This window comes from Arthrobacter sp. UYEF20, assembly GCF_040546335.1.
Lineage (GTDB): Bacteria > Actinomycetota > Actinomycetes > Actinomycetales > Micrococcaceae > Arthrobacter.
In genome coordinates this window covers 134029-154488 of the sequence record NZ_JBEPNP010000001.1, presented here as the reverse complement: position 1 = coordinate 154488, position 20460 = coordinate 134029, and the positions used below count along the sequence as shown (strand labels likewise).

The 20460-nt window shown below is 66.8% G+C and carries 19 protein-coding genes; 9 read left to right on the top strand and 10 right to left on the bottom strand.

The window, feature by feature from the left end; all coding sequences use genetic code 11:
• Nucleotides 1–50 precede the first annotated feature (50 nt).
• Nucleotides 51–713, bottom strand: a complete 663-nt coding sequence (locus ABIB26_RS00750; protein WP_354238660.1) for a DUF6766 family protein — start codon at nt 711–713, stop codon at nt 51–53.
• A 43-nt stretch (nt 714–756) separates the two neighbouring features.
• Entirely contained in the window at nt 757–1257 is a 501-nt protein-coding gene (locus ABIB26_RS00745) for a DUF6328 family protein (protein WP_354238658.1), read from the bottom strand.
• Between the two features lie 225 nt (nt 1258–1482).
• On the opposite strand from ABIB26_RS00745, the gene ABIB26_RS00740 reads away from it, so the two are divergent.
• Complete coding sequence (locus ABIB26_RS00740; protein ID WP_354238656.1) at nt 1483–2001, top strand: prolipoprotein diacylglyceryl transferase; 519 nt, start codon at nt 1483–1485, stop codon at nt 1999–2001.
• A 17-nt stretch (nt 2002–2018) separates the two neighbouring features.
• Here ABIB26_RS00740 and ABIB26_RS00735 read toward each other — a convergent pair whose 3' ends face one another.
• Entirely contained in the window at nt 2019–3374 is a 1356-nt protein-coding gene (locus ABIB26_RS00735; RefSeq protein WP_354238654.1) for a uracil-xanthine permease family protein, read from the bottom strand.
• Nucleotides 3375–3617: 243 nt separating this feature from the next.
• On the opposite strand from ABIB26_RS00735, the gene ABIB26_RS00730 reads away from it, so the two are divergent.
• From ABIB26_RS00730 to ABIB26_RS00720, 3 genes are all read left to right on the top strand, one after another.
• Complete coding sequence (locus tag ABIB26_RS00730; RefSeq protein ID WP_354238652.1) at nt 3618–4223, top strand: malonic semialdehyde reductase; 606 nt, start codon at nt 3618–3620, stop codon at nt 4221–4223.
• A 260-nt stretch (nt 4224–4483) separates the two neighbouring features.
• On the top strand, nt 4484–4996 hold the full coding sequence (locus tag ABIB26_RS00725) for a 2'-5' RNA ligase family protein (RefSeq protein WP_354238650.1): 513 nt from the start codon (nt 4484–4486) through the stop codon (nt 4994–4996).
• A 185-nt stretch (nt 4997–5181) separates the two neighbouring features.
• Nucleotides 5182–6336, top strand: a complete 1155-nt coding sequence (locus ABIB26_RS00720; RefSeq protein WP_354238648.1) for a GGDEF domain-containing protein — start codon at nt 5182–5184, stop codon at nt 6334–6336.
• Between the two features lie 17 nt (nt 6337–6353).
• Here the strand turns inward: ABIB26_RS00720 and pgm are convergent, their stop codons facing one another.
• Nucleotides 6354–8027 (bottom strand): phosphoglucomutase (alpha-D-glucose-1,6-bisphosphate-dependent), encoded by a 1674-nt coding sequence (gene pgm / locus ABIB26_RS00715; protein ID WP_354238646.1) that lies wholly within the window; start codon nt 8025–8027, stop codon nt 6354–6356.
• Between the two features lie 133 nt (nt 8028–8160).
• Here pgm and ABIB26_RS00710 point away from each other — a divergent pair, with 133 nt between their 5' ends.
• Entirely contained in the window at nt 8161–8718 is a 558-nt protein-coding gene (locus ABIB26_RS00710; RefSeq protein ID WP_354238644.1) for a DUF4190 domain-containing protein, read from the top strand.
• 34 nt (nt 8719–8752) lie between these two features.
• Here ABIB26_RS00710 and ABIB26_RS00705 read toward each other — a convergent pair whose 3' ends face one another.
• From ABIB26_RS00705 to ABIB26_RS00680, 6 genes are read right to left on the bottom strand one after another with little or no spacing between them, the layout of a single operon-like run.
• Nucleotides 8753–10258 carry a mannitol dehydrogenase family protein gene (locus ABIB26_RS00705; protein ID WP_354238642.1) on the bottom strand — a complete coding sequence of 502 codons (1506 nt, stop codon included), beginning with the start codon at nt 10256–10258 and terminating at the stop codon, nt 8753–8755.
• A 49-nt stretch (nt 10259–10307) separates the two neighbouring features.
• The gene (locus ABIB26_RS00700; protein ID WP_354238640.1) at nt 10308–11186 is read right to left on the bottom strand and encodes an ABC transporter permease; all 879 of its coding nucleotides are present in this window, start codon (nt 11184–11186) and stop codon (nt 10308–10310) included.
• Nucleotides 11186–12109, bottom strand: coding sequence for an ABC transporter permease (locus tag ABIB26_RS00695; RefSeq protein WP_354238638.1), 924 nt, complete (start codon nt 12107–12109; stop codon nt 11186–11188). Before ABIB26_RS00695 ends, ABIB26_RS00700 begins: the two co-directional genes overlap by 1 nt.
• Nucleotides 12106–13236 carry an ABC transporter ATP-binding protein gene (locus ABIB26_RS00690; RefSeq protein ID WP_354238636.1) on the bottom strand — a complete coding sequence of 377 codons (1131 nt, stop codon included), beginning with the start codon at nt 13234–13236 and terminating at the stop codon, nt 12106–12108. The genes ABIB26_RS00695 and ABIB26_RS00690 overlap by 4 nt, the downstream gene beginning before the upstream one ends.
• Nucleotides 13233–14459, bottom strand: coding sequence for an extracellular solute-binding protein (locus ABIB26_RS00685; protein ID WP_354238634.1), 1227 nt, complete (start codon nt 14457–14459; stop codon nt 13233–13235). The genes ABIB26_RS00690 and ABIB26_RS00685 overlap by 4 nt, the downstream gene beginning before the upstream one ends.
• Nucleotides 14446–15504, bottom strand: coding sequence for a LacI family DNA-binding transcriptional regulator (locus ABIB26_RS00680; protein WP_354238632.1), 1059 nt, complete (start codon nt 15502–15504; stop codon nt 14446–14448). The genes ABIB26_RS00685 and ABIB26_RS00680 overlap by 14 nt, the downstream gene beginning before the upstream one ends.
• Before the next feature lie 239 nt (nt 15505–15743).
• Here ABIB26_RS00680 and uxaC point away from each other — a divergent pair, with 239 nt between their 5' ends.
• The 4 genes from uxaC to ABIB26_RS00660 are packed head-to-tail and all read left to right on the top strand — an operon-like array spanning nt 15744 to nt 20374.
• The gene (gene uxaC, locus ABIB26_RS00675; RefSeq protein WP_354238630.1) at nt 15744–17174 is read left to right on the top strand and encodes a glucuronate isomerase; all 1431 of its coding nucleotides are present in this window, start codon (nt 15744–15746) and stop codon (nt 17172–17174) included.
• A gap of 13 nt (nt 17175–17187) precedes the next feature.
• Complete coding sequence (locus tag ABIB26_RS00670) at nt 17188–18711, top strand: UxaA family hydrolase (RefSeq protein WP_354238628.1); 1524 nt, start codon at nt 17188–17190, stop codon at nt 18709–18711.
• 23 nt (nt 18712–18734) lie between these two features.
• Nucleotides 18735–19397 carry a bifunctional 4-hydroxy-2-oxoglutarate aldolase/2-dehydro-3-deoxy-phosphogluconate aldolase gene (locus tag ABIB26_RS00665; RefSeq protein WP_354238626.1) on the top strand — a complete coding sequence of 221 codons (663 nt, stop codon included), beginning with the start codon at nt 18735–18737 and terminating at the stop codon, nt 19395–19397.
• 41 nt (nt 19398–19438) lie between these two features.
• Entirely contained in the window at nt 19439–20374 is a 936-nt protein-coding gene (locus ABIB26_RS00660; RefSeq protein ID WP_354238624.1) for a sugar kinase, read from the top strand.
• The last annotated feature ends 86 nt before the right edge of the window (nt 20375–20460 follow it).

The window sequence follows — 20460 nt, the reverse complement described above, 5'->3', positions numbered from 1 at the left end:
GAGGGACGCACGGCCCGGGCGGGGCGGGTTCCGGACGTTGCCGCCGAGGCTCAGGCGCCGGTCTCATAGTGCGGCTCGGCCACCGGTTTGGATTCCGGGGAACCTTTCTCGCGGAGGTAGACCGAGGCGCCCACCAGCACGGCGACGGCCAGGAATTCGCTCTGCCAGTTCTGGAACGATTCGAACCAGAATCGGCTGGTCGCGAAGTATCCGAGCACGGTGACCGGCGGTTGCCCGTGGCTTTGCTGTTCGTCGCTGTACGCTTCGCTGCCGCCGACCGCATGGAGGGCAACGGACATCAGGAACAGCAGCAGGAACATGATCGACAAGGAGTGCTCGTAGAGCTTGAGGACCCAGCCGCCGCGCCGCACCGGCCACGGCGTGCTTGCCTTCAGCGGTGCGTCCCGGGGATCCTGGTCCTGCGGGGAGTCCTTGCCCATCGGCTTCGACTCCGAGGATCCCTTCTGGAAGAGGAAGACCGTGAGGATGACGTACATGCCCATCTGCAGGAACTCCGACTCCCAGTTCTCAAAGGTCGCCTCCAGGAATGCCCCGGTCCCGAGGTATTCCAGCACCGTGACCGCCTGCTCTCCGTGTGCCACCTGGTCATTGCTGTAGTCGGCGGCCCCGCTGAGGATCATCCCGCCGAAGAAGAGGAGGAAGAGTCCGATGTTGGCCAACAGCAGGCCGCGTTCCCTGACCCACTTGCTCATGGTTCCTCCTGAAGGTGTGCTGTGTTGTGGCCTGCGGTGCTCGTCATGTCATTTCTCCTTTGTTTGCCTGTTGGCGGAGCCTGCCCGGCACATAGACCAGCAGGATGAGCAGGGCTGCCAGCAGCACCGCCCCGGCGGTGATGCCCGCCGTCCGCCCCGCCGTGACATCGAAGACCAGCGCGGAGGTGCCGACGCTCAGGAGCGCGACGCCGGCCAGGGCCACCTTTGCTATCCGGTCGGCGCTCGTCACCAGGGTGGCCTTGAGGCGCAGGCGGAACAGGCGGCGGTGGACGCTCACCGGCAGCAGGATCAGCGCCGTGGTGAGGGCGGCCAGCGCCACGTTGGCAAGGTAAAGGGTGATCTCGACGTCGTCCAGCGTCTCGAACCTTTGCTGGAACGGCAGGGTGAGGAGGAAGCCGGCGAGGAGCTGCACTCCCGTCTGCAGCACCCGGAGTTCCTGCAGGAGTTCCATCCAGTTGCGGTCCATTTTTTCCTCGACGGACTCGTTTCGTCCGTGTCTGGTGGACTCTTCTGGACTGGGCACTTGCGCACCTCCCGGTGAACGCGGATCGGACTGCGGGGGCAGTTAACACTCAACCTAGGCTTGAGGCCTGCTAAATTCAAGCTGGTACTAAGTCTGCTGACCATTTTCCCGGAAGGGTGGAACTGTTTACTTCGCTGGGATAGTTTCGAGGGACCGGGTGCCGCCAGCGACCGGGCAATCCACCCAGTCCGATTCCACAACGATTCCAACAGCAGGAGGAATGACATGACTCAGGACAACCAGCAGGACCCGGCCGAAGAAGCCGGCGGCTATGGAACCCCGACGGCGGAGCAGGAAATGCCCGGCGGCGACACGCAGCAGTTCGCGCAGCCCCGGGAGGACGAGGCGTTTGACGCCGCAGGCCTGAGCCAGGACGGCCTGGACGGTGAGACCTACCCGGCAGGAGCGCTGGACCTCAGCGAGTTCGGCCCAGAAGACCAGGACAGTGCAGGAGAACCCGGAGCCGGACGCTTCGGCGGAACGGAGGAACAAATGAGTTCAGAAAACGCCAGTTCAGAGCCCGGATTCGACGCCGACGCGCCCGAGGATTCCGACGCCGAAGTGCCTTCCTCGGAGGCCGAGATGGATGGTGCCAACACCGAGCAGCCCGACGCCGGGCGGCCGTTCTCCTCGGAACCGGGCCAGGACGCCGCGGGGCTGCCCGACGGTTCCGGCACGGACCTGCCGGAGAGCAAGGCACCAAAGGGCAGCGGCGACGACGAGGAACCGTTCGACGCCGGCTAGCTTGCCTGCTGCAGGCGTTAGCGCCGCTTCTTCGGCGCGCGCTTGGCCGCGGCGTTCGTGGCGGCCCTGACCGCAGCCACCGCCGCGGGCTCCTCGGTTTCCGGCTCCGCGACCGTGCCGCGGGCCTTCGCGATCGCCTTCATGCCGTGGTAAATCACCAGGGCCGCGGCCGAACCCAGGGCGATGCCGGTGAACTTCAGGTCGCCGATGGTCCAGGTGTAGTCCGCGATGCCGACGATCAGCGCGACGGCGGCAGTGGTCAAATTGATCGGGTTGGCGAAGTTCACCTTGTTCTGCACCCAGATCTTCACGCCGAGGACGCCGATCATGCCGTACAGCATGGTCGCCGCGCCGCCCAGCACACCGGCCGGGACCGTGGCGATGAGTTCACCGAACTTCGGCGAGAAGCTGAGCACCACGGCGAAGATGCCGGCCACCCAGTAGGCCGCCGTCGAATAGACCTTCGTCGCCGCCATGACGCCGATGTTCTCCGCGTAGGTGGTGGTGCCCGAGCCGCCGCCCATGCCGGCGAGGACGGTCGCGGCGCCGTCGGCCATCAGCGCCCGCCCGGAGACGCCGTCGAGGTTCTGGCCGGTCATCGCGGACACGGACTTCACATGGCCGATGTTCTCCGCCACCAGGACCAGCACCACCGGGACGAAGAGGCCGACGACGCCGACGTGGAATTCGGGGGCCTGGAAGAACGGCAGCCCCACCCACGCCGCGCCGTCCATCTTGGAGTAGTCCACTTCGCCGCGGATCATCGCCACGAGGTAGCCCACCACCACGCCGACCAGGATGCTCAGCCGGCCCAGGATGCCCCGGAAGAAGACGCTGACGAGGATGATCGTGGCCAGCGTGATCAGGGCCGTGACCGGGGCGGCGTCGAAATTGTTCTTCGCGGCGGGCGCGAGGTTGAGGCCGATCAGCGCCACGATGGCGCCCGTGACGATCGGGGGCATCAGCCGGTTGATCCAGCCCGCCCCGAATTTCTGCACGACCGCGCCGATGATGGCCAGCCCGACGCCGGCCAGCACCACGCCGCCGAGGGCTCCCGGAACGCCGTACTGCTGCTGCGAGGCCATGATCGGGGCGATGAAGGCGAAGCTGGAACCGAGGTAGCTGGGTACCTGGCCCTTGGTGATGACGAGGAACAGCAGGGTACCGATGCCGGAAAAGAACAGGGTGGTGGCTGGCGGCATGCCGGTGATGATCGGGACCAGGAAGGTGGCGCCGAACATGGCGACGACGTGCTGCATGCCGACGCCGATGGTCAGCGGCCAGGCGAGGCGCTCATCCGGCTTGACGACCCCGCCGGGGCGGATGGACCTGCCGTTGCCGTGGAGCTTCCATTTGGTACCGAGCATGCTCATTGCCGGAGCCTTTCAGAGAATGTGTGGCGGGGCGGGAAGGAATCTTCCGGAGCAACTTTACCGCGCCGGTCTTGCCCGCCCGCTCCGGCGTCTACGCCCGCGGCGGTGCCGCTGTGCCGGACGTCCGGTGTGCCCGACGTCACGGGGCGCCACAGGAAGCAAACAGCACCAGTTGAAGTTGCAACTATGGACAGTAAGCAGTGGCCGCCGCCCCGGCGGGCACGCCCAGCGAAAGGGATGCTCATGACCATCGCCCATGACGAAGCCGTAATCGACGACGCCGCAGTAGACGCCATCTTTGCCGAGGCCCGTACCGCCAACACCTTCACCGGCGAAGTCACCGACGAGCAGGCCCGGGCCATCTACGAACTCACCAAGTTCGGACCCACCGCGTTCAACTCGCAGCCGCTGCGCGTGACCTACGTCCGGTCCGCGGAAGCCCGCGCCGCCCTGGTAGAAACCCTCTCCAGCGGCAACCGCGCCAAAACCGCCTCCGCACCGCTCGTCGCCGTCCTCAGCTACGACACCTCCTGGCAGGAGCAGTGGGACACCTTCCTTCCCGGCTACAACGCCCCCAAAGCCATGTACGACGCCGCCCCGGACCTCGCCGCGGCCACCGGCAACAACAACGCCCACCTGCAGGCCGGTTACTTCATCCTCGCCATCCGGTCCCTTGGCTTCGCCGCGGGTCCCATGACGGGAGCGGACTTCGCCGCGATTGACGAGGCGTTCTTCCCCGATGGCAGCCAGAAGAGCTTCCTCGTGGTCAACATCGGCCAGCCCGCTGCCGACGCGTGGGGTGCCGCGAAGCCGAAATTCGCCTACGAGGACGTCGTCCGCACGGTCTGACGCCGTGGCCTCGCGCACTTTGTGGACGCAGGGTTCCTCCGGCACGCTGTGCGGAGGTGCCTCCGGCTCGCCATGACGCGGAGGTGCCTCCGGCACCATGGGGGACAGGCCGGAGGCACTCGGGACGCATTCTGCGGGTGAGCGCAAGGCCGCATCCGTGCCCACTTCCCAGTCTAGTCCGCATCGGGGCCGATACCACAGGGCGTTTCGCAGGCGGGTGCCGCCGTCCCTTCGCCCGGCTGCCGTGGCAGACTTTCCCCATGCGGAACCTGATTGTGGTGGCTTTCCTTGAGCCCGTCACCGAGGGGCTCGAATTTCCCCGCGATGACTGGCCGCTGCACGTCACGCTGGCCAAGTTCGAGGTAGTTGGTCACGCAGGCGCGCCGGCGTCGGTCCCCGATGCGCTGGCCGAGAGGATTGCCGGACTCATGGCGGCGCCAGTCGCCGCGGCGCTCGGCACCCGTCTGGCCGCCGGCGGGGAAGCAGGGTTCGGCAGGTCCGGCTTGATCCCGGTCCGCCTGATCGAGCCCAGCGAACCGCTGCAGGCGCTCCATGAATCGCTGGTGCGGATGGTGGCGGCGTTGCCCGGCAGGATCACGGCTCCCGCGTACGCCCTGGCGGGCTACCGGCCGCACGTCTCGCACCGCGGCGACAGGCGTGTGCGGGACGGTCAGGTGGTGGTCCTGGACCGGATCGCGCTGGTGGATATGGCGCCCGACGGCGGGCATGCGACCCGGCGCGTCCTCAAGCTCTGGACCCTCCCAGCGGCATGAGCAGCGTCCCGCGGCCGCTGTCTGGCTACGCGGCGGTCCCGGCGGTCGATGCCGCGGGTGGCTCAAGGCGAGTCACATCCTGGGCACGCACCATGGAATCCGGCCCGGGGGGTGCCATACTGGGGTCACGCGACGCTGCGTCCATAAATGTGGGGCTATTAGGTGCGGACCGGGGGGGCCACAACATGATGCTTGACACCCTGACCTTGCGTGTCTTCTTGGCGGTGGTTGATTTGACCCTGCTGCTCCTTTTTTACTTCATCACCTTCCGCCGCACCCGGTCCGCCTACAGCGGCTGGTGGTGCATGGCCCTGTTCCTGTTCTTGACCGGCAATGCAGCGTATCTGTTCGACGGCACCGCCCATCAGGTGTGGGCCAACCCCGGAGGAAACGTACTCCTCGTCGCAGGAGCGGCCAGTATCTGGGCCGGCGCCCGTTCGCTCCGGACCGCGGTTCCCAAGGCATGGCTTCTTGCCGCCGGTCCCGCCGTCACCGCCGTCGCGTCGGTGCTGGACCAGCCGGCCACCAACGTCTGGGCGGGGGGCCCGGTCTATCTGGGGTTCATGGGCGTCCTGATCGGCCTCGCGTGCCGTGAGCTCTTCCTGCTCGACCACAATTTTTCGCGCGTGCACCGCACGCTGGCCGTCGGCGCCGGCGTCCTGGCCGTGTTCTACCTCGGCCGCCTTGTTGCCTTTCTGGCGGACGGGCCGGAGGGCGGGGTGTTCATCTCGATCTTCGGATCTGCGACGACCACCATCTTTTCGGCCGTGATTCTGGTCGTGGCGTCCTTCACCATGGCCGAATTGAGCAATGAGCAGTTGACCCAGGATTTACGGGCGCGGGCGACGGTGGATGGCCTGACCGGTCTGCTGAACCGGACGGCATTCCTTGACCTGGCCGAACACGAACTCAGCCGGACCGGGACCATCGGCTCCCTGGTCCTGGCCGATCTCGACCATTTCAAGGCCATCAACGACGACTTCGGCCATTCGGCCGGCGATGCTGCGCTCAAGGCCTTTGCGGACGCGTGCACGTCCACTGTCCGGTCCACCGACCTCGTGGGCCGGTACGGGGGCGAGGAGTTCATCCTGCTGCTCCCCGGGGTGACGCCGCAGGTGGCCAGCGGAATTGCGGCGGACATCAGCCGCCGCCTGGAGGCGTCGCGGGCCAGCACGATTCCGCGTCTCCCGACGGTGAGCTACGGCATCGCGGCCACCGGCCCCGGCAGGGCGGACCTCCCGAAGATGGTGGCCGCAGCCGATGCGGCCCTCTACCAGGCGAAATCGCTGGGCAGGGACCGCTCGGTGCTGGCCAGCCACCTTGAGGAAAAGTCGGCCTGACCGCTACGGCCTGACCGCTAGGAAATGACGCCGTCGACGAGGGCTTTAGCCTCGGCCTGGACCTGCTTGAGGTGATCGGCGCCCTTGAAGGACTCGGCATAGATCTTGTATACGTCCTCGGTGCCGGAAGGCCGGGCAGCGAACCAGGCGTTTTCGGTAACCACCTTGAGGCCGCCGATCGCCGCGCCGTTGCCCGGTGCTTTCGTCAGCTTGGCGGTGATGGTCTCACCGGCCAGTTCCGTGGCGGTGACGTCCGCAGGCGACAGCTTGCCGAGGGCGGCCTTCTGCTCGCGGGTGGCAGCGGCGTCGATCCGGGCATAGACGGGGTCGCCGAACTGGTCCGTGAGGCCCTTGTAGAGCTGCGACGGCGATTTGCCGGTCACCGCGGTGATCTCCGAGGCCAGCAGGGCCAGCAGGATGCCGTCCTTGTCAGTGGTCCACACGCTGCCGTCTTTTCTGTTGAAGGACGCGCCGGCGGATTCCTCGCCGCCGAAGGCGCCTTCGCCGGACAGCAGGCCCGGGACGAACCACTTGAAGCCCACGGGGACTTCCACGAGCTTGCGGCCCAGGCTTTCGGCCACCCGGTCGATGATCGAGGAGGAAACCAGGGTCTTGCCGATCACGGACTGCGGATTCCAGCCTGTGCGGTGACGGTAGAGGTAGTCGATTGCGACGGCGAGGTAGTGGTTCGGGTTCATCAGCCCGCCTTGTCCGTCCAGGAAGGGGGTGACAATCCCGTGCCGGTCGGCGTCGGCGTCGTTACCGGTGGCAACGTCGAACGCCGTCTTGCCTGGACCGGCCTCGGACATCCTGTTGATCAGGGACGCCATCGCCGACGGCGAGGAGCAGTCCATTCGGATTTTCTCGTCCCAGTCGAGGGTCATGAACGCCCACTGCGGGTCGACAGTGGGGTTGACCACCGTGAGGTTCAGGTGGTGGCGCTCGCCGATCTCGCCCCAGTAGTCCACGGACGCCCCGCCCATGGGGTCGGCGCCGATCCGGACACCGGCCTCGCGGATCGCGTTGAGGTCCAGGACCGAGGGGAGGTCATCCACGTAGCTGCTGAGGAAGTCGAACTTGCCGGTGGTGCCGGCGCTGAGGGCATCGGCGACGGGAATCCGTTTGACCCCGCGCAGTCCGTTCTCCAGAAGTTCGTTGGCCCGGTTGGCGATCCAGCCGGTGGCATCCGTGTCCGCGGGTCCGCCGTGCGGGGGGTTGTATTTGAAGCCGCCGTCGCCGGGCGGGTTGTGGCTCGGAGTGACCACAATGCCGTCGGCCTGCGGCGCCCCGGCGGGGGAGTTGTTGTTGTGGGTGAGGATGGCGTGGCTCAGGGCCGGGGTGGGCGTGTAACCGTGGCGGGCGTCGATCAGAACGTTTACGCCGTTGGCCGCGAGCACTTCCAGGGCGGAGTTCTGGGCCGGCTCGCTGAGCGCATGGGTGTCCTTGGCCAGGTACAGGGGGCCGGTGATGCCCTGGCCGGCCCGGTATTCCACGATCGCCTGGGTGATGGCCAAAATGTGCGGTTCGTTGAAGGACGCCTTCAGGCTGGAGCCGCGGTGACCGGAGGTGCCGAACGCCACGCGCTGTCCGGGGTCGCCAAGGTCCGGCGATACGTCGTAGTACGCATCCAGGAGCGCAGTGAGATCAACAAGGTCTTGGGGTTGGGCAACAGTGCCCGCGCGGCTAGCCATGGCACCAGCATGCCAGACGGGGCGGACCCCAACACGATTTTGGCGGGAATCCGGTTCCTATGACGCGGAATTTCCTGATCGTCGGAACCGGGCGGCGGTAGTCTGGAGCCAGGGACTTTACGAGGGGACTTCCATGACTGAGCAGCAGACGCCGGGCCAGGACGAGACGCCGCAGGGCTACCAGCCGCCGTCGTCCCTTCCGCCGCAGGGAGACGGGACCTCCGCCCCGCCCGCGGGTCCGTACTACGGGCCGGGCTACGGCCAGCCGCAGGGCCAGCCGTACGGCCAGCCGTACGGCCAGCCGTACGGCCAGCCGCAGGGCCAGCCGTACGGTGCGCCGGGCGGGCCCGGCGGCCCCTACAACGCGTACGGCCAGCCGGGCGTAAGCTACAACGCTTACAACGCCTACGGCCAGCCGGGCTATTACGGGGTGCCGCCCGAGCCCAAGGGCCTGAGCATCGCGAGCCTCTGCTGCGGCATTGCCGCGCTCGTGGGGTTCGGGTTTTTCATCCTGCCGCAGATCGCGGCGGTCATCCTGGGTCACATGGCCCTCACGAGGGAGCCGTCCGGCAGGGGCATGGCCGTCGCGGGCCTGGTGCTGGGCTACGTGGGCATCGCGCTCACCATATTGGTCATCGTGATCTTTTCGATCGTGATCGGCAGCGCGCGCTACAACGGTTACGGGGCCTAAAGAGGCGCCGACAGGCGCCTCAGGCGGGCTTTTCCTAGGCGACGTCTGACAAGAGGCGCCTGACGCTGGATGCCACCGCCCCGCGGAAGTCAACGTGGGTGGACACCTCCTCGGGGAAGATCGAACTGAGTGACAGAAGCCTGTCCGCAAGTCCAGCCTCGGATCCAGCGGCTGCCTCGCGCAGGGCATCTGCCATCGGGTCATCCAGGGCCAGGGCCTTCCCGTTGACGTCGCGTCCGCGGTAGATGAAAACCATCCAGGCGGCAAGCAGCAAGGCTGCGGAATAGGGCACGTCACCGGCCCTGAGCCGGTCCGCTACGGTGCCGAGGACGCGGACTGGCAACTTTTGAGATCCGTCCATGGCCACCTGGATGGTGGTGTGGCCAAGGTTCGGATTCGCGAACCGGGTGAGGATTGATTCGCCGTATTCGTACAGATCGAGTCCGACCGGTGCGCTCAGCGTGGGGATCACGTCATCGCGTTGGAGCTGCCGGGCTTCCCGGACCAGGGCGTCGTCGGCGACGGCGTCGGCGATGGTCGGATATCCCCGCAGCGCGCCGAGGTAGGCCAGAAGGGAATGTGTGGCGTTCAGCATCCGCAGCTTGGCGACTTCAAAGGGAGCGACGTCCTGCGTTAGTGTCGCGCCCGCGAGTTCCCAGGCCGGGCGAGGACCAAGGAATGCGTCTTCGATCACCCACTGCCCGAACGGCTCGGCGACGACGAGGCCCTCGTCCCGGACGCCGAGGATGCGCTCGGCTTCGAGCCGGTTCGCGTCCGTCGTGGCAGGAACGATCCGGTCCACCATGGTGGAAGGGAACGTGACGGAGTTCTGGAGCCATTCCAGCAGCCCCTGTGCCCCCGCGGCCTCGGCAAAGGCGCGCAGGAGGCTGCCGGTGACTTTGCCATTGGACATCAGGTTGTCACAGCACACCACCGCAATCGGGGCGCCGGACACCGCGAAGCGCCGCGCCAGCCCCCGGCCCAGCAGCCCCAGGGGGGTGCGGGCCGGACCGGCAAAGGACCGGCCCGCAAGTTCCTCCCTGAGAGCCGCGATGTCCGCCGCGATCCCGGAGTGGGAAACATCCAGTTGGCCACCAGGAGTGCGCGGGTAGCCCTTTTCCGTGATGGTCAAGGTGGCCAAGTGGACGCCTTCCGATGACAGGGCCTGCAGAACGTCTTCGGAGTCGGCCCCGGGAAATGCCACCTTACGCAGCGAGCCGATGACTCGAAGCGACTCCGAACCGCGGGCCTTGGTAAGCACCGAATACAGTCCGTCCTGCGGGCGGAGCTGTTCTGCCACCCGCGCCGAACGTCCCGTGACGCCGAGGATGCCCCAGCCCGTGTCGCCGGAGGCCGCGGCGGCGTCCTCGGTGTAGACCGCCTGGTGGGCGCGGTGGAAAGCGCCCACACCGAAGTGGACCATCCCCGTACTCAGCGCGCGGGGGTCGACAGCGGGCCCGGACACCCCTTCCCTGCCGGATATTGACGCCAGCGAAGCGAGTGAGAGCCTCTCCGTGGCGGTGGATGTGGTCGTGAACATGGATGGCCTTTCAACCGAAGCGAGGGGGCGGACGCTTTTCCGTGACGGGTCAGTCCGTGTCCTCGCGGACCTGCGAAACCAGCTGGGTCGGATTGACGAACCGGAGCGCCACGATGAGCATCACCATCATCATGAGCATGTAGACCACGGCCATCGCGTCCACGGACTGCTGCGCCCGGATCCCGGCGCCCGTCATCGCCGTGAACAGTGCCACCACAAGGGTGTCGGAGGTGGAGTCAGAGGTCAGGAACGTCAGTTCGAACATGCCCACCGTGCGGACCAGGACGAGGACGGCCGCGGCCAGGATGCCCGGGATCAGCAGCGGTGCCAGGATCTTCGTGAACAGCCGCAGCATGTTGGCGCCGCACATCCGGGCGGCGGACTCGATGGACGGGTTGATCTGTTCGATGAAGGGCGTCATGGTCAGGATCACGAACGGGATGGACGGAACCAGATTGGCGAGGATGACGCCGGTCAGGCCGGGGGCCAGATGGTAGTACGTCAGCAGGGTGGCCAGCGGGATGCCGTAGGTGATCGGCGGCATCATGATCGGCAGCAGGAAGACGAGCATCAGGATGCTCTTGCCGGGGAAGTTGCGCCGGGCCAGCACATAGGAGGCCGGCGCGCCGATCAGGACGGAGATGCCGACGACGGCGACCGCCACCGTCACGGTGGTGCCGATGACCTGGCCCAGGTCGTACTCCTTCCACGCCGCGGGGTACCAGGACGCCGTGTAGCCCGAGGGCAGCCAGGTATCAAACCATTCGCGCGCGAAGGAGTTCACCACCACGGACGAGACGACGCCGAGGAGCAGGATGAGGAAGACCGCCATGCCGCCCCAGATCAGGAAAGTTCCGGGGGAGGCCGCCAAGGGGCGCTTGGCCGGCGCCGGCGCAGCTTTGGGATTTCGTTTCAGCGTGAGACTCATCAGCCTTTACCTCCGGTGGTTCCTTTGTACATGCGTGAACGCCAGATCAGCACCAGGACGATGACGATCAGTTCCACGGCGCCCATGATGATTGCCGCCGCGGACGCGAGTGGATAGTCGAACTGCTGGCCCCAGGCGTTGTACGCCACGTAGGCGATGACCCGGGTGGATCCGGACGGGTCACCCACGAGGATGGCCGAGGGGAAAACACTGAATGCCAGCACGAAGGTCAGGCAGAACGTGATAGCCAGGCCAGGAGCCAGCAGCGGCAGGGTGATCCGACGGAACCGCTGCTTCCAGTCGGCGCCCAGCGTGCGGGCAGCCGCTTCCAGCGACGGATCGATGCCGGACAGGTAGGACAGGATCAGCAGGAAAGCGAACGGGAACCCGGAGATGATCAGGGACCAGAGCACGCCCCAGTAGTTCTGCACGAGCTGGAGCGGCTCGAAGCCGAGGACGCCCAGGAAGCGGTTCAGCCAGCCGCGCTGGCCGAAGAAGTTCAGCAGGCCTTCCGCCGTGAGCACGGTGCCGAGGGTAATCGGAATGACCAGCACGGTGGTCAGGGCCCGCTTGCCTCGGAACTTGCCCCGCATCTTGTAAGCGATCGGAACCGAGGCCAGCACGTTGATCAGGGCGGCCGGGACTGCCAGCTGCAGGGTCACCCAGATCGAGTCCAGGCCGCGCACGGACGGGTCCGTGAAGAACTTGATGTACGCCCCGAAGAGGCCGCCGGTCTTCGGCTGGAAGGACAGCCCCAGGCCGTAGACAAAGGGGTAGACGAACAGCACCAGCGCGAACAGCAGGGCCGGCAGCAGCAAGAGCAGGAGCTTGTCGATTCCGCGCTCCGCCAGCCGGTGGGACAGAGCGGGCTTGGTGCCCGGGGCGCTTTCCAGCCGGCCGGGTTTCCGCCCTGTCACCGTCACAGCACGGCCCCCTCAAGCTCCTCCGCGGTCCGGGCCCCGGCCAGCTCTGCCGGGAAGACGAGCACCCGGTCGTGGGACGCCGTCAGGGTGACCCGCTGCCCGGGCTCGACGTGCCGCGAGGTGCGCACGTGGAGCGCCTGGCCGTCGTCGGCGCGTGCCTCGACGGCGAACTCCCGGCCCTGGTACTCGACGACTTCCACCGTGGCGGTGATGCTCGCCAGACCGTCAGCCACCGTTCCTGCAGGGGCGATGTCGAAGTCCTCGGGGCGCAGGCCCACCTTCACGGCGTCGCCGGCCCGGAGGAGATCCTTCGCGGATCCGGTCACTGCAGTGCCCAGCACCGAGACGGTCACGGCACCGCCGTGAACGCGCTCGACGACGCCCTCGAGCAGGTTGCGGTATCCCATGAAGTCCGCGACGTGCCAGTTGACCGGATGCTCGTGAAGCTCCCGCGGCGTGCCCACCTGCTGCACCTCGCCGAGGCGGAGCACCACCAGGCGGTCCGCCAGGGACAGTGCCTCTTCCTGGTCGTGGGTAACGTACAGCGTGGTGAGTCCCAGCGACTGGTGCAGGCGGCGGATCTCGGTGCGCATCTCCAGCCTCAGCTTCGCGTCCAGGTTGGAGAGCGGCTCATCCATCAGCACAAGCGGCGGGCGCAGCACCACAGCCCGGGCAATGGCGACGCGCTGCTGCTGACCGCCGGACATCTGGCCGGGCAGTTTCGAGGCATGAGGGCCGAGCTGAACCAGCTCGATCGCTTCCGCCACGCGCTGCTTGATCTCGGCCTTCGGCACATTGCGCATTTCCAGGCCGAAGGCGATGTTCTTCTCCACGCTGAGGTGCGGGAAGAGGGCGTAATTCTGGAACACCATGCCGAACCCGCGCTTCTCCGGCGGCAGCTGGTCAATTTGCTTGCCGTCCATGAGGATCCGGCCACCGGTGAGGGGCAGCAGGCCTGCCAGGCAGTTCAGGGCCGTGGACTTGCCGCAGCCGGAGGGACCCAGCAGGGCGATGAACTCCCCGCTCCGGATGGAGAGATTGAGGTCCCGGAGTGCATTCTGTCCTCCGAACGAACGCGCTACATTCTCAAGTTCGAGTGTCTCGAAGCTGGTGGCGTGGATGCTCATTTTTTCTGTTCGACCTTTCCGGTGGCGACCTGGGTGTCCCAGGTGTCGAAGGCTTTGACCAGGGAGGCGGCGTCGATCGGGGTTGCCTTGGGGTTGTCCTTGATCAGGGCGTCGTACTCGGGGCGGCCGAACTTCTTGATGACGTCCTGGCTTTTCTGCGGTGCCAGGTCGATGCTGACGTCCTTGATGGCCGGTCCGGGGTAGAAGTAGCCGGTGTCGTAGGTCTTGGCCTGCTGCTCGGGAGTCAGGGCGTACTGCAGGACCTGCAGGATGGCGGACATTTTGTCCGCCGAGACGCCCTTGGGCACGGCGGCGTACTGGGCGTCGGTGACCCAGGTGAAGCCCTTTAGGGCCTGGGTCTTGAAGGTTTCCGGGACCTGGCCCAGGGCGCGGGGGTTGATGTCCCAGCCGGTGGTGGTGATGGCCATGTCCCAGGTGCCGTTCTTGAGGTTGTTCATGGTGACGCCGGTGCCGGTGGGGTAGGTCGAGACGTTCTGGTTCAGCGCCTTGAGGTAGTCCCAAGTCTTGGACCAGCCGTTGACCGGGTCCTTGGGATCCGAGTCGCCGAGGATGTACGGCAGGCCCATCAGGAAGGTCCGGCCCGGTCCGGAGTTCGCGGGACGGGCGTAGCCGAAGCGTCCGGGGTTTTCTTTGGCCCAGGTCAGGAGTTCCTCCGCGGTGGTGGGCGGGTTCGGGACCTTGTCCGGGTTGTATTCGAGCAGGGGGCCGGAGGGGTAGTAGGTCAGCGCGACGCCCTGGTCCTGGGCGAGCTTCTGCATTTCCGCGGCCGGTTCCTGGTAGTTGGCCATGTTGCCGAGCCGGTCCTTGTAGTCCTTGGCGACCGGGGCGAACAGGCTCTCGCTGATGCCGGCGGCGAGGCCGTCGGTGCCGGTGAGGACGAGGTCGATCTTCAGGTTTCCGGCCTGCTGCTGCGCCTTGACCTTGCCGGCCATGTCGGGGGCGCCGGCGGTCTCCCAGGTGACCGCGGAAATGACGTCCGGGTGGTCCTTGGCGAACTGGTCGAAGATGGCGCCGGTCAGCTGCTTGTTGCCGGCAACATCGAGGATGTTCAGCGTGACTGCCTTGGCGGGCTTCTCCGGAACGCTGCCCGCCGATAGCGTCGGGGCGGATCCGGCGTCGCTTCCCGGGGCGCCGCAGCCGGTGGCAAGCAGGCCGGCCGCGCCGAGGGTCGCGGCCCACTGGATTCGTTTAGATGCTCGCATGGGATTTCCTTTCATTGCGCCCGGCAACATTGCCGGACGGACGCTCTTGTGTGGAGGACGGAGGTACAGACGTGGACTGCCGGACCACGAGTTCAATCGGCAGGGTTTCGGCCGGTCGGGGCACCGAGGCGGAGGCAAAGCTGTCAACCAGCAGGTCGACGGCGGTGCTGCCCAGCTTGCGCAGGGGAGCCCGCACCGTGGTGAGGGCGGGCGACACCAGGGTGGCGGCGTTGATGTCGTCGATGCCGACCACGCTCATCTCGTCGGGGACGCTGATGCCGCGGGCGTTGAGCCGGGCGACGATGCCCAGTGCCACGAGGTCGTTGTAGGCGAGGACGGCCGTCACACCGGCCGCCACGGCGAGGTCCGCGGCGGACTGGCCGCCCCCGAAGACCGGGGCGAAGGAACCCAGTGACAGGACCTCCAGCCCGTCCAGGCCGGGGACAGCCTGTTCAATGCCGAGGCGGCGCTGCCGGTCGGACCATGAGCCGGTGGGCCCGCCGGCGTAGCCGACGTGCCGGTGCCCCAGGGCGTGCAGGTGCTCCAGGGCCTGGCGGACCATTTCCCCGTCGTTCAAGGTGATATTGGGCAGGCCGTCCATCCGCCGGTTGATCAGCAGCACGGAAGTGTTGTGGACCAGCGAGGCCAGATCCTGGTCTGACAGGCGCGAAGAACACAGGATCAGTCCGTCCACCTGGGGCTTGAGCTTGCGGACCAGCTCCAGCTCCACCCGGGAGTCTTCGTCGGAATCGGCTACGAAGACCGAGTATCCGGCCGTAAGTGCCCTCGCCTGGACGCCTTTGGTGACGGACGCGAAATAGGGGTTTTCCAGATCCGGCACGACGAGCCCGAGGGTTCCCTTGCGCCCGGTCACTAGACCGCGGGCTGCATTGTTCGGGCTGTAACCCAACTCGCGGGCCTTGTCCACTATCTGCTGCCGGGTGCGCGGCGCGACAAGTTCGGAGGACGACAGGGCACGGGACACCGTCGACGCCGAGACGCCCAGCGCCTTCGCCACGTCCCGAACCGTGATCGATCCCTTCATGGATGCTTCGCCTAACGTCGTTGTCTCAGGGCCGCCCTGTGGGGGTCATCACATCCTGCAATCGTTTGCATAGCGTTGTCAAGAGTTGCAACAAACTTTCGTCCTTTGCGAGCTCGCGGCGTCATGAATGTCCCGGAGAATCGTCTGATTCATTGATTTGTCGGGAATTGAGGGGCATATTGGTAATTAGTCCAGATGTCGAATTTCGTTGCATTTTGTTTCATAAGAGAGGCAATTTCATGACTGAGTCCCCACAATGGACCATCGATCCGGATCGGGCGCTTCCCGCGGAATCCGGAACACGCGGCGTCGCCCGGGAGATCTACGCCGCGGTCGAGGCGCTCCCGATTGTGTCCATGCATGGCCACGTTGAAGCCCAGGTGTTCGTTGACAACGAATTCTTTGGGAATCCCACGGAGTTGCTGATTACTCCGGACCACTACCTGGTCCGGATGCTCGTTTCGCAGGGGTTCTCGCCCGGCGAGCTTGGAGTCGCCTCCCGCCACGATCCGGCACTGACCGAGCAGGATCCGCGCCTGATCTGGCGGCGTTTCTGCGAAAACTGGAAGCTGTTCCGGGGAACGCCCACCCGTTACTGGCTTGAGCACGAACTGGCCGTAGTCTTTGGCGCGGAGATGCAGCCGTCTGCAGCAAGCGCCGATGCCCTGTACGACTCCATTGCCGCAGCACTCCAGACCGAGGCGTTCCGCCCGCGCGCCATCCTGGACCGCTTCAACGTGGAAATCCTCGCCACCACCGACTCGGCGCTTTCGGACCTCTCCGCCCATGACAAACTCGGCGACTTGCTAGGGCCGGGACGGATCGTCCCGACTTTCCGCCCTGACTCCCTGCTGCATGTGGACCACGACAGGTGGACCGACGAGGTCAGGATGCTCTCCGACGTCTCCGGTGTGGAGGTCGCCAACTATGAGTCCTTCCTGTCCGCGCTGAGGCAACGGCGTGGTGCCTTCATCGCCGCCGGGGCAAGGGCCACGGATCACGGCCATCTGCTGGCGGACACCACTCCGTTGCCGGCGTCGGAAGCGCGGCGGATCTTCGCTGCGGCCCTGCGCGGGGAAGTGACGGCGGAGGAGGCCCAGGCGTTCTCTGCCAACATGCTCTACGAGATGGCGCGCATGTCCGTCGAGGACGGCCTTGTCATGCAATTCCACCCCGGCGTGCTGCGGAACCACTCCCACGGGGTTTACGGCTCCTACGGTCCGGACAAGGGCTTCGATATTCCCGTCAGGGTCGAGTTCACACGTTCGCTGCGGCCGCTGCTGGACAGTTTCGGCATGAACAAGGACTTCCGTTTCATCGCCTTTACCACGGATGAAACGGTGTATTCCCGGGAACTGGCGCCGCTCGCGGGATGCTATCCCGCCATGAAGCTCGGTGCGCCCTGGTGGTTCCTCGACAGCCCCGAGCAGATGCGGCGCTTCCGGGAATCGGCCGTCGAGACCGCCGGGTTCTACAACACCAGCGGTTTCGTGGATGACACCCGGGCGCTGGCCTCCATTCCGGCGCGCCATGATCTGTCCCGCCGCATCGACGCCGGCTTCCTCGCCCGGCTGGTCGCCGAAGGGCGCCTGGGCCTGGCGGAAGCGGTGGAGACCGCCGTCGACCTCACCTACAACCTGCCGCTGCAGTCCTATGCAGCCCGCAACTGATCCAGGGAACACCATGATCGAGGGATGCATCCTGAGGCTCGCCGAGGGCGACGAGGTGGCAGTAGCCACCCGCGACCTGACGTCCGGCACTGTCCTGGCGGCCGAACTGGGACCCGCCTTAGAGGTGCGTGCCAACGTGCCACAGGGCCACAAAATTGCGCTCGCGGACGTGCCGGCCGGGGCGGCCGTGCACAAATACGGGCAGTCGATCGGCCGTGCCTTGACCCGGATCCGGCGCGGGGACCACGTCCACGTCCACAACCTCGGCATGGACCAGGTGCAGCAGGACTACGAATTCGGCACTGCCCGCGTCACACCGCTGGCGCCCGCCGGCCAGCGTCCCACATTCCAGGGCTACCGCCGCGCCAACGGAAAGGCCGGGACACGCAACTACGTGGGGATCCTGACCTCGGTCAATTGCTCGGCGAGCACGGCCCGGATGATCGCTGACCAGTTCCGCGGGTCCGCACTGGATGCCTATCCGAACGTGGACGGTGTCTTCGCACTCACGCACGGGAGCGGCTGCGGCATGGTCCTGGGAAGTGCCGGGGCGGAGGTGCTGGTCCGCACGCTTCGCGGCTACGCCCAGCACCCCAACTTCGCCGGGCTGCTGGTCCTGGGACTGGGCTGCGAGATGCTGCAGGCCGAGCGCTTCCTGGATGCGGACACCCCGGCCGGGTTCATCGAACGGCTCACCATCCAGGATTCGGGCGGTATCCGGGCCACGGTGAAGGCAGGGGTGGCCCGGATCCAGGGGATGCTGCCGGCCATCAACGAACTCCAGCGGGACACGATCGACGTTTCCGAGCTGGTACTGGGACTGAACTGCGGCGGCTCGGACGGGTACTCGGGCATCACGGCCAACCCGGCCCTCGGCGTCGCCTCGGACCTGCTCGTTGCCTACGGCGGAACCTCCGTGCTCGCGGAAACCCCCGAGGTTTTCGGCGCCGAGCATTTGCTGACCCGCCGGGCGGTGGCACCCGAAGTGGGCCAGCGGCTGTTGGACCGGCTCGCCTGGTGGCAGGAATACGCCACCGCCGGGGGAGGCAGCCTGGACAACAATCCCTCGCCTGGGAACAAGGCAGGCGGCCTGACCACCATCCTGGAGAAGTCGCTCGGCGCCGTCGCCAAGGCCGGGCAGGCCGAGTTGTCCGCCGTCTACGGCTACGCCGAGCCCATCACGAGCCGCGGTCTCGTCTTCATGGACACTCCAGGCTACGATCCCGTCTCCGTCACGGGCATCGTGGCCGGCGGCGCCAACGTGGTGTGTTTCACCACGGGCCGCGGATCGGTGTTTGGGTGCAAACCCGTCCCGAGCATCAAGCTGGGCACCAACACGGAGCTCTACAACAGGATGCCGGAGGACCTCGACCTGAACTGCGGGGTCATCGTGGATGGCGAAGCGACCGTCCAGGAGGTGGGGGAGCAGATCTTTGCCCGCATCCTCGCGGTCGCGTCGGGTGAGCAGACGGTCAGCGAAGAACTCGATCTCGGACAGGAAGAATTTGTGCCATGGCAATTGGGGACAGTGACGTGAGAGGCAGAGACGTGAGAGCGGACATGAACCTGGCGCGCCCCGCGCCCAGCCGGTTTTTGCTCGGGAACCCGGTGGTGGCTGTGCTGCGCGCCCGGCACGCCGGCGAATACGGACCAGTCATCGCAGCGTTGGCGGAAGGCGGCGTCCGATCGATCGAGGTGACCCTGAGCACGGCGGGGGTCTTCGACCTCCTGCCGGCGCTGGCCAGGGACTTCGGATACGACGTCGAAATCGGCGTCGGGACCGTCACGACGCCGGCCGAAGCGGAGCAGGCGCTCGACGCCGGGGCCCGTTTCCTTGTCACGCCGGTGACGGACAGCACCATAGTCCACGCCGCCGTCGAGCGTGCCGTCCCGGTCTTTCCTGGCGGCCTCACCCCGACGGAACTGCTGGCCGGATGGCGTGCCGGGGCAACGGCGGTGAAGGTCTTTCCGGCTTCCGCCGTGGGACCGGGGTACATTTCCCAGCTCCGGGGGCCGTTTCCGGACCTCGAGGTCATCCCATCGGGCGGGGTGGCCATCGAAGACGCGGCATCCTGGATCAGCGCCGGAGCCATGGCGGTCAGCCTCGGCGGGCCCCTCCTGGGCGACGCCTTCAAGGGCGGGGACCTTGGCGAGTTGACTCAACGGGCCGCAAAAGTCAGCCGTCTCGTGGCCGAAGCACTCCACGCCCGGGACAAGCGTTGAGCGCGCCGGCAGCTGGATCCCCTTCGGCCCCGGCCAGTGAGGTGGTAACCCTGGGCGAGACCATGGCGCTGATGAAGGCCTCCACGCCGGGGCCGTTGGCATTCACAGAGTCTCTGAGCCTGGGGATCGGCGGAGCGGAGAGCAACGTGGCGATCGCCCTCCGCCGGCTGGGTGCCTCCGTCACGTGGGCGGGGAAAGTCGGGGCGGACAGCCTGGGGGATCTTGTCCTCCGCGAGCTGCTGGCAGAGGGGCTGGACGTCGTCTGCACCCGGGACGGCACCGCACCAACCGGCCTGATGATCAAGGAGCGACGCACCAGCCGGAGCGTCAAGGTCTGGTACTACCGGTCCGGCAGCGCAGGATCGATGCTTGCCCCGGAGGACATTCCCGCGGAGAAGATCGCCCAGGCCCGGCTGCTCCACCTCACCGGCATCACGCCGGCCTTGTCCCCGGCGGCGGCGCGGGCCACCCAGTACGCCGTCGACTCTGCCAAGCACGCGGGCACTCTCGTCTCGTTCGACCTCAATTACCGGTCTGCCTTGTGGCCGAAGGAATCCGCGGCAAGCGCCTTCCGAGGCTTGATCAGGCAGGCGGATGTGGTTTTCGCCGGCGATGAAGAGGCGGCAATCGTGGTGGGCGCATCGGAGGACCCGCTGGAGCTGGCCCGCCGCGTTGCCGCCCTCGGGCCGTCGCAGGTCATCATCAAGCTGGGCGCCGAGGGTTGCGTGGCCCTCGTGGACGGCGAGTCCTACCACCAGCCGGCCGTCGCCATCCAGCCGCTGGATACCGTGGGCGCCGGCGACGCCTTCGTCGGCGGATATCTCGCCGAGATGCTCACCGGGGAACCGGTGCAGCAACGTCTCCTGACGGCGGTGAAGGCCGGAGCCTACGCGTGTCTGGTCAGCGGTGACTGGGAAGGAATGCCGCGGCGCGCGGAGCTGGAGCTGCTGGACGCCGCCGAACCCGTGAGCCGCTGAGGGCCCGTCTCCGTCCGGACCTTCTCCGTCCGGGCGGTCAGCCCCTAGTCCAGATTTTGTTCGATGTCGAGCGGTCCGAGCAGATG

What these genes read in the sequence shown, in the direction of transcription:
- ABIB26_RS00670 (WP_354238628.1), top strand. Translation starts at nt 17,188, where the DNA reads ATGATCGAGGGATGCATCCTGAGGCTCGCCGAGGGCGACGAGGTGGCA.
- ABIB26_RS00700 (WP_354238640.1), bottom strand. Translation starts at nt 11,186, where the DNA reads ATGAGTCTCACGCTGAAACGAAATCCCAAAGCTGCGCCGGCGCCGGCC.
- ABIB26_RS00750 (WP_354238660.1), bottom strand. Translation starts at nt 713, where the DNA reads ATGAGCAAGTGGGTCAGGGAACGCGGCCTGCTGTTGGCCAACATCGGA.
- ABIB26_RS00690 (WP_354238636.1), bottom strand. Translation starts at nt 13,236, where the DNA reads ATGAGCATCCACGCCACCAGCTTCGAGACACTCGAACTTGAGAATGTA.
- ABIB26_RS00725 (WP_354238650.1), top strand. Translation starts at nt 4,484, where the DNA reads ATGCGGAACCTGATTGTGGTGGCTTTCCTTGAGCCCGTCACCGAGGGG.
- ABIB26_RS00720 (WP_354238648.1), top strand. Translation starts at nt 5,182, where the DNA reads ATGATGCTTGACACCCTGACCTTGCGTGTCTTCTTGGCGGTGGTTGAT.
- ABIB26_RS00730 (WP_354238652.1), top strand. Translation starts at nt 3,618, where the DNA reads ATGACCATCGCCCATGACGAAGCCGTAATCGACGACGCCGCAGTAGAC.
- pgm (WP_354238646.1), bottom strand. Translation starts at nt 8,027, where the DNA reads ATGGCTAGCCGCGCGGGCACTGTTGCCCAACCCCAAGACCTTGTTGAT.
- ABIB26_RS00705 (WP_354238642.1), bottom strand. Translation starts at nt 10,258, where the DNA reads ATGTTCACGACCACATCCACCGCCACGGAGAGGCTCTCACTCGCTTCG.
- ABIB26_RS00685 (WP_354238634.1), bottom strand. Translation starts at nt 14,459, where the DNA reads ATGCGAGCATCTAAACGAATCCAGTGGGCCGCGACCCTCGGCGCGGCC.
- ABIB26_RS00735 (WP_354238654.1), bottom strand. Translation starts at nt 3,374, where the DNA reads ATGAGCATGCTCGGTACCAAATGGAAGCTCCACGGCAACGGCAGGTCC.
- ABIB26_RS00740 (WP_354238656.1), top strand. Translation starts at nt 1,483, where the DNA reads ATGACTCAGGACAACCAGCAGGACCCGGCCGAAGAAGCCGGCGGCTAT.
- ABIB26_RS00665 (WP_354238626.1), top strand. Translation starts at nt 18,735, where the DNA reads ATGAACCTGGCGCGCCCCGCGCCCAGCCGGTTTTTGCTCGGGAACCCG.
- uxaC (WP_354238630.1), top strand. Translation starts at nt 15,744, where the DNA reads ATGACTGAGTCCCCACAATGGACCATCGATCCGGATCGGGCGCTTCCC.
- ABIB26_RS00680 (WP_354238632.1), bottom strand. Translation starts at nt 15,504, where the DNA reads ATGAAGGGATCGATCACGGTTCGGGACGTGGCGAAGGCGCTGGGCGTC.
- ABIB26_RS00710 (WP_354238644.1), top strand. Translation starts at nt 8,161, where the DNA reads ATGACTGAGCAGCAGACGCCGGGCCAGGACGAGACGCCGCAGGGCTAC.